Raw genomic sequence first — 242 nt, 5'->3', positions numbered from 1 at the left:
GTCAAAGCTCAGAGATAATGCTAAAACTGGAGCGGCAACGAATTCACCGTTTTTCACAACTGGCTTCTCAGCGATACGGCCGATACCAAGGATTGCTACTTCTGGGGGATTGATAACTGGAGTGAACCATTGTCCACCTGCAGAACCAATGTTTGTAATTGTGCAAGAAGCACCTTTCATTTTAGCCGGAGCTAAACGACCGTCACGTGCTTTACCAGCAAGATCATTGATCTCGTTAGAAA

1 protein-coding gene is annotated in these 242 nt (G+C 45.5%); it reads right to left on the bottom strand.

The annotated features are described in order from the left end of the window. The coding region (locus tag JDS82_RS29385; RefSeq protein ID WP_199714340.1) for a 2-oxo acid dehydrogenase subunit E2 at positions 1-242 on the bottom strand (242 nt) is incomplete at both ends.

The sequence above is a fragment of the Bacillus cereus group sp. N14 genome (assembly GCF_016483555.1).
Lineage (GTDB): Bacteria > Bacillota > Bacilli > Bacillales > Bacillaceae_G > Bacillus_A > Bacillus_A wiedmannii.
Note: the sequence above shows the minus strand (reverse complement) of the source record. Positions and strands in the feature narration are given on the sequence as shown.